Origin of the sequence: Streptomyces sp. NPDC058955, assembly GCF_042741435.1 — a bacterium.
In the GTDB taxonomy this organism is placed as follows: Bacteria; Actinomycetota; Actinomycetes; order Streptomycetales; family Streptomycetaceae; genus Streptomyces.
This window is the reverse complement of record NZ_JBHYKM010000011.1, coordinates 64419-73383: the sequence shown is the minus strand read 5'-3', so window position 1 is coordinate 73383 and position 8965 is coordinate 64419. Positions and strand designations below refer to the sequence as shown.

Genomic DNA, 8965 nt, shown 5'->3' with positions numbered 1-8965 from the left:
GGGGGGGGCGGGGCCGCGGGGGGGGGGGGGCGGGGGGGGGCGGGGGGGGGGGGGGGGGGGGGGGGGGGGGGGGGGGGGGGGGGGGGGGGCGCCGCCGGTGTCTTCTGGGTGGTCTTCTCGGTTTCGTCAGTCGGGGCCACCCCGCCAGTCTCGCGCACCCGGCGGACGTTCCGACCGGGTCCCGGCGGATCGCCGCCGTCCGCCGCTCAGCGCTTGTCCGCGGGCACGTCCATCGCGGCGCAGACCACCCGCCACACGTCCTTCGCCTCCCAGCCGGCGTTCAGCGCCTCGTGGACGGTCCGGCCGCCCAGCTCGGACAGCACGTGGTCGCGGGCGAAGGAGTCCGCGTACCCGGAGCCGAAGTGGTCGGCCATCCGCTCCCAGAAAATCGTCAACCGCATGACCCCAGTATCCCGCTCCCAAGAGTGCAGCCAGCCCGCTGGGGCTTGCCACCGCGCGGTTCCGCCCTACGGTCGGAACATGGCCGAAAAACCCCTCTCCTCCCCGACCTCCCCGCCACCGGCCCCCGGGTCGCCGCTGGCCCGCGCCGAGCGGTTCGTCTGGCTGACGGCCCGGGTGCTGGAACAGCGCCGTTTCGCCTACCACTTCCTGCGCGGCGGCGCGGATCCGGTGGAGGCGGCCCTGACCGCGTACCTCGACGAGGACGGCGGTTACGGCCACGGACTCGAACCGGATCTGCGGGGTCCGGTGAGCCAGCCGCTGCACACCGCCCACGCGCTGCGGGTCCTCGACTCGATCGGGCGCTGCGGCGGTCTGCGGGTGGAGCGGATCTGCCGCTATCTGACGGCGGTCTCCACGCACGAGGGGGCACTGCCGGCGATCCATCCCTCGCAGCGCGGCTATCCGTCGGCGCCGTTCGTGCCGATCGTGGACGACCCGCCCGGGGAGCTGCTCTCGACGGGCCCGGTGGTGGGCACCCTCCATCGCAACCAGGTCTGGCACGCCTGGCTGTTCCGGGCCACCGAGTTCTGCTGGGCGGCGGTGGAGTCGCTGGAGAAGTCCCATCCGTACGAGGTACAGGCGGCGGTGGCGTTCCTCGACTCGGCACCGGACCGGCCGCGGGCCGAGGCGGCGGCCGACCGGCTCGGGCGGCTGGTGCGCGAGCAGCGGCTCGCCGTGCTGGACCCGGACCGGCCGGAGGAGTTCCCGGTGGCCGACGGGTACGCGCCGGGCGAGCACCACTACCCGCACGACTACGCGCGCGTGCCGGACTCGCTGGCCCGGGGCTGGTTCACCGACGAGGAGCTGTCCCGCTCGCTGGACTTCCTCACGGCGGAGCAGGCCGAGGACGGCGGCTGGCCGATCCGGTGGCGGGCCTGGGCGCCGGGCTCGGCCCTGGAGTGGCGGCCGATCGTCACGATCGAGGCCCTGCGCACGCTCCGGGCGTACGGGCGGTCGCTGGACGACTGACCCGGGCCGCGCGCGCGTGGTCCGGGTCGGTCGTCCGTGGGGGCGGTTCAGCCGCCGAGGGCCCGTACCCCCGCGGTCACGGCGACGGCCGCGCCCACCACGACGAGGAAGGGCGCGCGCAGGGCGAGCGCGAGCGCGGCGGCGCCGACTCCGGCGGCGCGGGCGTCCAGGGCGAGGGCGGTGCCCGTGCCGAAGGTCTGCTGGGCGGTGAGCGCCGCGAGCAGGGCGACGGGGAGGAGCGCGGCGAGCCGCTGGACGAGCGGCCGCTCCAGGGTCTGGGCCGGCACGAGCAGGCCGGCCAGCTTGACCAGGTAGCAGCCGGCGACGGTGAGGCCGATGGCGATCCAGACCTGGGTGCTGTCCATGGTGTTCATCGAGCGGCCTCCTGGTCCGGTTCCGGCTTCCGCTGTGCCCGGCGGCCCTGGAACCAGAGGACGGCCGGAGCGGCGAGCGCCGCGACGAGGACGGGGACACCGGCCGGCAGCACGGGCAGCAGGCCCAGGCCGAGGACGACGGCGATGCCGGCGGTGGCCCGCTCGGTCGCGGACCTCAGCATCGGGGCGAGGAGGGCGAGGAAGACGGCCGGCCCGGCGGCGTCGAGACCCCAGGCGGCGGTGTCGCCGATGGCCTCGGCGCCGAGCGCCCCGAGCAGGGTGGTGAGGTTCCACAGGGCGTACAGGGTGATCCCGGTGACGGTGAAGCCGATCCGGGCGGACCTGCGGTCCGGCTGGGCGAGCGCGACGGCGGTGGTCTCGTCGATGACCCACTGCGCGGCGAACGGCTTCACCGGCCTCGGCAGGGAGAGGAGCTGGGAGAGGCGCAGCCCGTAGAAGGCGTTGCGGGTGCCGAGGAAGAAGGCGCCCGCGGCGGCCGTGAACGGGTTCCCGCCGCCGGCCAGGGCGCCGACGAGGGCGAACTGCGAGGCGCCCGTGAAGACGAGCAGGCTGAGCACGCAGGTCTGGAGGAGGGTGAGCCCGGCACCGGCCGAGGTCACGCCGAAGGCGAAGCCGGAGAGCCCGACGGCGACGCCGACGCCGAGCGCGTCCCTGACCACGGCCGCGTCGGGCTTCCGGCCGCCATCGGCGGCTCCGGCCGTGTCGGCGGGCGGGTCGTCATGTATGTCCCGCGTGGCGGGGTGTGCTGTCTGTTCTGCCACGCGCCCGACGTTACGGAGCGGCCGGCGGCGCGTCTTGTACGTTCTTGCGGCCCAGGCCGCGGGCCCGCTGGTAGGCCCCGGGCGGGACGCCGACGCTCCGGGTGAAGTGCCGGTTCAGATGGGGCTGGTCCGTGAAGCCGACGGCGACCGCGGCCTCGGCGGGTGCCGTCCCGGCATCCAGCAGCCGCCGGGCCCGGCGCACCCGGGCGTCGGTGAGCCAGGTGTGCGGCGGCATGCCGTACTCGGCGCGGAAGGCCCTCAGCAGGGCGAACGGGCTGGTGCCGAGGTCGGCGGCGAGCCGCTCCAGGGTGGGCGGCTCGGCCATCCGCTCCTCCAGGACGGCACGGGCCCTCGCCGCGTCCCGAGCCCCCGCGCTCCGCGGCGCCGGCGGCCGCAGCCGGCCGCCGTGGCTGCGCAGCATCCGCGCGGTGACTGTCGGGCACCATCCATTCCTTCAGCAGACGGGGGGCTGACCTGGTCACTGAAGAATCCATCCGGAACGTGGCCGCGGCGATTCGTCTCACTCAATGCTTCAGCGCGCAGATGCGACTGATCGCGCGGAATCTGGTCGAGATCCCAGCAGTCCCTACCGTTCCAGCGCCGGTCGTTCCTCCTGGGGACGTCAGGGACATGCAACGCCGACCGGCGCCCGACAGCCGTGCCGGACGGCGACACGTCGCGTGACACGGACCATCGGCAACTGTTGACGCTGGCGCGGACACTCCTACCGGCATCACGTCTGGCGTAGCCCCAGGCCCAACCGGGGAGTCTGCGGGCATCGCCCGCCACGCGATTCCACCTGGCCAGGCAACGGATCCCGTTCAGTATGTGGCGGCGAGATGGCCGCCAAGCTGCCCACCCTGGCCTCGAAGTCAGGCCGCTCGCTCCACACCCGTCATGTCTGCAGCTACCGGCGGACGGTCGCGTTGGTATGCACGCCAGCGAAACAATCACACGACACGACGGACGGATTGAAACGGACGGACTCGAACACATCCAGCAACGACAACAGGCACTCCCGAAACGAGGCCAAACCCCCTACTTACCAGACGGAATGACTTTGTGCGCGCGTGACCGGAAGATCACCCGGACGAGACATCTGCTCGACCCGCAAGCTTCAAGAGCAGTGGGGATGCGGCTTCTGACGCGATTGGAGCCAGAAAACCGTGCTCTGCGAAGTGGCCAAATCCCGTCATTGGGATAGTGAAACGTGACGTACTAGCCGCCTCGCCCGGCTCGAATGGCAGGTACCTGACGTAGTCTGCGCCCCTCCAGCTCGAAGGGACAAGAAATCATGCGCGCTACGCGAAGTGCTCTCGCACGCTTAGTCATTCCGGCTGCCTTAGCCGTCCTCGCGACGCTCGGCTCCGTTCCCACGACCGCGGCTGCGGCATCTCAGAATGCCGCGGAGGTCTGTGAAGACATCTGTGTCGACGGGGTCCGCGCCGCAACCCATACCGGCTACGACCGTGTGGTGTTCGATCTGGGAGCCGGCCCTCTGCCGGCTGTCGAGGCCACCTACGGCACGTCTCCCTCGTACATGACTCCGGGTGGTGAGCCGAAGGAGATGCTCACCCGAGGTTCCTCGTATCTCTTCCTGAGCTTCAAGAACGCCGAGGCTGGAGACTTCTTGGCGACGAACCCGCACGTGGAGTCGTTCAACCTGCCGACGGTCAAGGCGACCCAGTTCCTGTTCACCACTGGCTCCATCCTCGGGTTCTCCCCGGCGACCGACTTCGGGATCACCCTTGACGGACCCGTCTCACGCTACAACGTCTTCACGTTGACCCAGCCCAATCGCGTCGTCGTCGACATCTACCGGTAGCCCCATCCCGTCGTGTCACTCGAGGAGAGTGCTATGCGCAGAAGAAAATGGGGACGGATCGGGGGCGCGCTGGCGCTCCTCTGGTTCTCCCAGATGCTCGTGGCGCCGCAGGCGTCGGCAGGCGAGACCGAACCGGGATGCTACGCCGAGAGCTGCCAGGGCATGGATCCGTTTGTCGCCGGGTGCGACTGGGACGCCGAGCTGCTTGCGCAGCTCAACAAGGGCAATGACCTCGAGGTGCGGCTGGTCTATTCGGACAGCTGCCACGCCGTGTGGGCGAGGGCCACCCTCGACCCCGCCTACACCGGGAACGAGTCGTTGTACGTGGAGCTGTGGAGCACTCCGACGATAGGCGGCGCCCAATGGCCCCACGGGACGACCAAGTATCTGTCCCGCGATCTCCCGCAGGCCCACACCCTGATGGGCAACTGGCAGGGCACCAACAAGGCTTGCTGGAACAACGTGGGAGCTCACTGGGATCCGGCGCCCCTGAACTACGAAGGCCCCGAAGGCAACTTGCTCCGACTTACCGGCGACTGCACGGCCTGGCAATGAGAGGACACATGCTGAAGCGCATACGGAAGCCACAGCGCCGGCTCGCAGCCCAGGTAGCCGTGACCGGCCTATTCGCGTCGTCCATGGCACTGATCCCGCTCACGGGCTCGACCACACCCGCCGAGGCAGCGGACGCCACTACGAATATCCTCTTCAGCGCGCCGGAGCGGGACCTCGGTGAGGGCTACGAGAGCTCCGACGACATGATCGTCAGCGGCACCGGCGACTCGGACGGCCTCCATATCGTGACGGCGTCGGAGAGGGAGGGTTACCGCTTCCGAGAGGTGACCTCGCTGCGGCGCAAGGACATCGACGCGGGCCCATGGACGGGCTACACATGCACCACCGGCACGGGCCGATACGCGGCCGCCGTATACATGCCGTCCCTGTGGACGAACAAGCCAGGGGCTTCCTACCGCGGCGCGTTCGCCGCCGTGGTGCGACTGAGCGACGGAAAGGTCACCGAAGTCGCTCAGGGCGTGCAGCTCTCCTACTATTCGCCCGGCTGTGGCGAGGACGATCGAGTGCTGTTCTCCACCAGCTCGGCCACGGACACCGACGCGGGAGACACCACCGTCATCGAGGTGGACGCGACAACGGGTAAGGCCGTCGCAGACCGCACGGTCACCGGCCAGCTCACCCACATGCTGCCCACCCCTCATGGGGACTACGGTGTCCTCAACGGCGATCTGGTGAAGCTGACAGGGCGCGGCAAAAGTACTCGGGCACAGAAGCAGGCCGAGCTGAATGGTCCGGTCTTCGCTTTGACGTCCTCGGGCGGTGGCAATCTCGACATCGGGTTCGTGAGCGCCAAGAAGAGCGTCATCGGTCGCTGGCACAAGGGAAAGCTCGCCCCACTCGGCTCTGGCGAGATCGGGAAGCTCAAGCTCTTCCCCCGCAGGGGTGGCTCCCTGGTGGTGGGAGACGTCGCCAGCGTGGACACCTCACGCGCGCCCGGCCTCAAGGCCCAGCCCTTCACGGACCCACCCGCGGCCGTCTCCCGTGAGGGTCGGCTGATCGCGACCTCCATCATCTCGGACGAACTGAAGGGCGTGACAGCCCCTCTCAGCACCCCGGAGGCGAAGGCCACGGACGACGGTCTGGCCGCCGGATTGATCCGTGTCCAGGCGACGGCCGTCAATACGGGCGCCAAGGCGGCGATCGCGTTCGACGCCGCTGCCCACCCTGTCAAGAAGGCCAGCGCACAGCCCGCGTCACCGCCAGGCGTCCCCGTGGCCTTCCCGGTTTCCGGTGCGGCCACGAGCGGAGGGATGGTACTCGGAGCAGCCTCGGCGCCACGGGACGATGTGGAGCCGCTCAGCTGTGGCGAGGCCCAGCCGGAGGCGAGATGCATCTCTGGTGGCACGAGGACATACGACAAACCCACGGTTGACAACTTCGAGATCCCCTGCCTAGTGAAGCGGAACAACCCCAAGCGGCAGGCGCAGCAGCCAAGCGCGAACCAGGTGGAGTGGGCCGTCGACCAGGCCGTACACGGCGCGCTCACCCTCCAGCGTCCGGCGAACTGGCACGACACTGGCCTGCCCGCCTTCTCCCCGCAGGGACTGTTCCCGAAGCCGGTGCTGACCGGCGGTGGTGATATCCCGGCACAGGTCGTGCTCGGCATCCTTGCGCAGGAGTCGAACTTCAAGCAGGCGTCCTGGCACTCGGTGAACGGCACTGCGGGCAACGTGCTCCAGGCCGACTGGTTCGGCAACGGGGCGAGCATCCACCGCTACCCGAACAAGGGGAGTTCCGACTGCGGTTACGGCATCGCCCAGGTCACCTCTGGCATGAGGGAGTTCGACGGCGCGGAGAAGTTCGACTCAATCCGGGCCGGGGCCATCGCAACCGACTACGCCACGAACATCGCAGCCGGTATGCAGATCCTCGCCGGGAAGTGGAACCAGCTCAAGGCGCTCGGCATGGAGGCCAACGACGGCAGCCCGCAGTGGGTCGAGAACTGGTACCTGGCCCTCTGGGGCTACAACAGCGGCGTTTACACCGACCCCGCCGAGCCTCGGGGCCTGGGCTTCTTCAACAACCCGGCCAACGCGCAGTACCCACCGGACCGGCAGGGGTTCCTGCGAGCGACGTTCGACGACGCCGCGCACCCCGCCAAGTGGCCCTATCAGGAGAAGGTCCTCGGCTGGGCGGAGACCCCGCACAAGACGTGGAACTGGGAACCCTCGTACATGGTTCCCGACTTCCCCGGCGCCACGGCCCTGCTGAACCTGCCGACGAACTACGGCCTGTTCTGCTCCCCCTCGGTGAACAACTGCGCGCCGGGAACGGCCAACCCGTGCCCGGCCATGAACGAGACCTGCCGCTGGGCCGGCAGCGTCGCCTGGATCATTAGCCAGGACGAGACCAACGCGTCCCGTGAGCAGTTGAGGTTCCCGGTTGGCTCTCCCGAGTCGGAACTCGTCGCCAAGTACCCCTCGGGACCCTGCATGACGACGCCTGACGGCACACCGGGCACGATCGTCATCGATGATCTCAACGGTCGTGAGGACGTATACGGTTGTGGAGATCACCCGTCCGGGGAACAAGGCAAGTTCTCGCTCCAGTTCGGGGACAACCTCATCGTGAACCGCGACGACGGTACGTTCCGTGCCACCCCTTACATCGCGCAGATCGACGTCCATCAGCTCGGTGCGGGCTACAACGGCCACGTGTACTTCACGCACAGCTATCCGAAGACCGACTACTTCCACAAGGTCACAGGGCGCTGGCAGCTCAATCCGGGCTACTTGCCGTCCGCGGACAAGCCCGGTGGCAAACGCTTCACCGTGTGGATCCACCTGCCCAACCACGGAGCGCAGGCCACCGTTCGGTATACCACCAAGCCCGGACCCAACAAGGAAGGGCTGGGACCGGACACTTGCGACATCAGCCAGTCGAACCGTACCCAGGGCAAGAACTCCTGGTTCAAGCTCGGCTCGTGGCGTTTCTGGAAGGGCGGCGGCGTCGAGATGGACAACGTCCATCCGGACGGCGGAACGGGGGATGCCAACGTCGCCTTCGATGCCGTGGCTTTCGTCCCCGTGAGCGCCCCCGACAGGGGCAACTGCAACATGGGACAGTGATGGAAAGTGCGCACTCGCTGCGCCGACAGGTCATGGTGGCAGTCACTCTTGTGGTTGCCGCCACCCTGGTCGGCTGCACACGACACGAAGAGACGGCCGAGCCTGGGTCTGTCTCCTGGTCCGCCGGCACACCGGCGGCTCCCGCCCCGACCCAGTCCGTTCCACGACCCTCCACGGCCGCGACGACGGACCCCAGCACAGCAGTCAAGAAGCCGCCGTCGGCAGAGGACTGGCCGGACCGAGCCGTACCGGCCGACCAAGCACCGGAGCTGGGGGAGAGCAAGGTCATCACTCCCGGCTACCGGGCGGACGACTTCCTGACCGGCCTCGCCGCGCGATGGGACATCCCTCTCGGCGAACCACGCCTGATCGACGCACCGCGAGGTCGCAAGGTGTGGCATTTCTCCGGGGGCGTACCCCATGACGGCGAGCGTCGGATGGCCATCGCCGGCGTTCCGACGCAGCAGGGCGACATCATGGTGTTCAGCTGCATGGTGAAGGCCGACCAGAGGCAGGCCGAGGCGTTCCTGCAAGACTGCATCGACACGGGAATCCCAAGGTGGGACTCCGAGGACGCATCGGCCTGGCTCAAGACAGCGAAGCGGCAGGTCGACGCCCTGTACGTCAAGGAAAACCGTCAGGTCGTCAGTTCCCTGTTCGTGTCCGCGGGTGCACACGCGCTCCTGCGGAGGTCCGGCCCGACGCCGGAGTCGGTCGGGACGTACGAACTATCAGTGGGCGGCGGGGGAATCACCGAGACCCCTTGACCGCTTGTCGCCCGTCCCCTTCAACAGTCAGCGAAGTCCCCGGACGTGGGGGGGGGGGGGGGGGGTGGGCTCCCAGCCCCAGGCTGGGGGCGGGCGGGGGAGGGGCGGGCGCGCGCGCCGCCACCCGCGCGCCCCGGCGCGG

At 69.5% G+C, this 8965-nt stretch carries 8 protein-coding genes and 1 pseudogene; 5 read left to right on the top strand and 4 right to left on the bottom strand.

All coding sequences use genetic code 11. The features are described from left to right. Positions 1-206 precede the first annotated feature (206 nt). A complete protein-coding gene (locus tag ACFW1I_RS07570; RefSeq protein WP_384667046.1) occupies positions 207-401 on the bottom strand; it encodes a DUF3046 domain-containing protein in 195 nt (64 codons plus the stop codon). Between the two features lie 79 nt (positions 402-480). Here ACFW1I_RS07570 and ACFW1I_RS07565 point away from each other — a divergent pair, with 79 nt between their 5' ends. Then, positions 481-1431 carry a hypothetical protein gene (locus ACFW1I_RS07565; RefSeq protein ID WP_384667044.1) on the top strand — a complete coding sequence of 317 codons (951 nt, stop codon included), beginning with the start codon at positions 481-483 and terminating at the stop codon, positions 1429-1431. 47 nt (positions 1432-1478) lie between these two features. Here ACFW1I_RS07565 and ACFW1I_RS07560 read toward each other — a convergent pair whose 3' ends face one another. The 3 genes and pseudogenes from ACFW1I_RS07560 to ACFW1I_RS07550 all read right to left on the bottom strand — a co-directional run. Next, positions 1479-1796 (bottom strand): AzlD domain-containing protein, encoded by a 318-nt coding sequence (locus ACFW1I_RS07560; protein ID WP_384667126.1) that lies wholly within the window; start codon positions 1794-1796, stop codon positions 1479-1481. Between the two features lie 5 nt (positions 1797-1801). Then, complete coding sequence (locus ACFW1I_RS07555) at positions 1802-2587, bottom strand: AzlC family ABC transporter permease (RefSeq protein ID WP_384667041.1); 786 nt, start codon at positions 2585-2587, stop codon at positions 1802-1804. 52 nt (positions 2588-2639) lie between these two features. After that, positions 2640-3020, bottom strand: a pseudogene (locus tag ACFW1I_RS07550) (helix-turn-helix transcriptional regulator); the annotation flags it as partial. Positions 3021-3881: 861 nt separating this feature from the next. Between ACFW1I_RS07550 and ACFW1I_RS07545 the strand changes: the two are divergent. Genes ACFW1I_RS07545 through ACFW1I_RS07530 form a run of 4 tightly spaced genes read left to right on the top strand, consistent with a single transcriptional unit; the run spans position 3882 to position 8823 of the window. After that, positions 3882-4412, top strand: coding sequence for a hypothetical protein (locus ACFW1I_RS07545; protein ID WP_384667038.1), 531 nt, complete (start codon positions 3882-3884; stop codon positions 4410-4412). Positions 4413-4445: 33 nt separating this feature from the next. Continuing rightward, positions 4446-4967 (top strand): DUF2690 domain-containing protein, encoded by a 522-nt coding sequence (locus ACFW1I_RS07540; RefSeq protein ID WP_384667035.1) that lies wholly within the window; start codon positions 4446-4448, stop codon positions 4965-4967. An 8-nt stretch (positions 4968-4975) separates the two neighbouring features. After that, on the top strand, positions 4976-8056 hold the full coding sequence (locus tag ACFW1I_RS07535) for a hypothetical protein (protein ID WP_384667031.1): 3081 nt from the start codon (positions 4976-4978) through the stop codon (positions 8054-8056). After that, positions 8056-8823 (top strand): hypothetical protein, encoded by a 768-nt coding sequence (locus tag ACFW1I_RS07530; protein ID WP_384667028.1) that lies wholly within the window; start codon positions 8056-8058, stop codon positions 8821-8823. The genes ACFW1I_RS07535 and ACFW1I_RS07530 overlap by 1 nt, the downstream gene beginning before the upstream one ends. Positions 8824-8965 lie beyond the last annotated feature (142 nt).

Coding starts and splice junctions, on each gene's coding strand:
- ACFW1I_RS07570 (WP_384667046.1), bottom strand. CDS start 401: ATGCGGTTGACGATTTTCTGGGAGCGGATGGCCGACCACTTCGGCTCC.
- ACFW1I_RS07565 (WP_384667044.1), top strand. CDS start 481: ATGGCCGAAAAACCCCTCTCCTCCCCGACCTCCCCGCCACCGGCCCCC.
- ACFW1I_RS07560 (WP_384667126.1), bottom strand. CDS start 1,796: ATGGACAGCACCCAGGTCTGGATCGCCATCGGCCTCACCGTCGCCGGC.
- ACFW1I_RS07545 (WP_384667038.1), top strand. CDS start 3,882: ATGCGCGCTACGCGAAGTGCTCTCGCACGCTTAGTCATTCCGGCTGCC.
- ACFW1I_RS07540 (WP_384667035.1), top strand. CDS start 4,446: ATGCGCAGAAGAAAATGGGGACGGATCGGGGGCGCGCTGGCGCTCCTC.
- ACFW1I_RS07535 (WP_384667031.1), top strand. CDS start 4,976: ATGCTGAAGCGCATACGGAAGCCACAGCGCCGGCTCGCAGCCCAGGTA.
- ACFW1I_RS07530 (WP_384667028.1), top strand. CDS start 8,056: ATGGAAAGTGCGCACTCGCTGCGCCGACAGGTCATGGTGGCAGTCACT.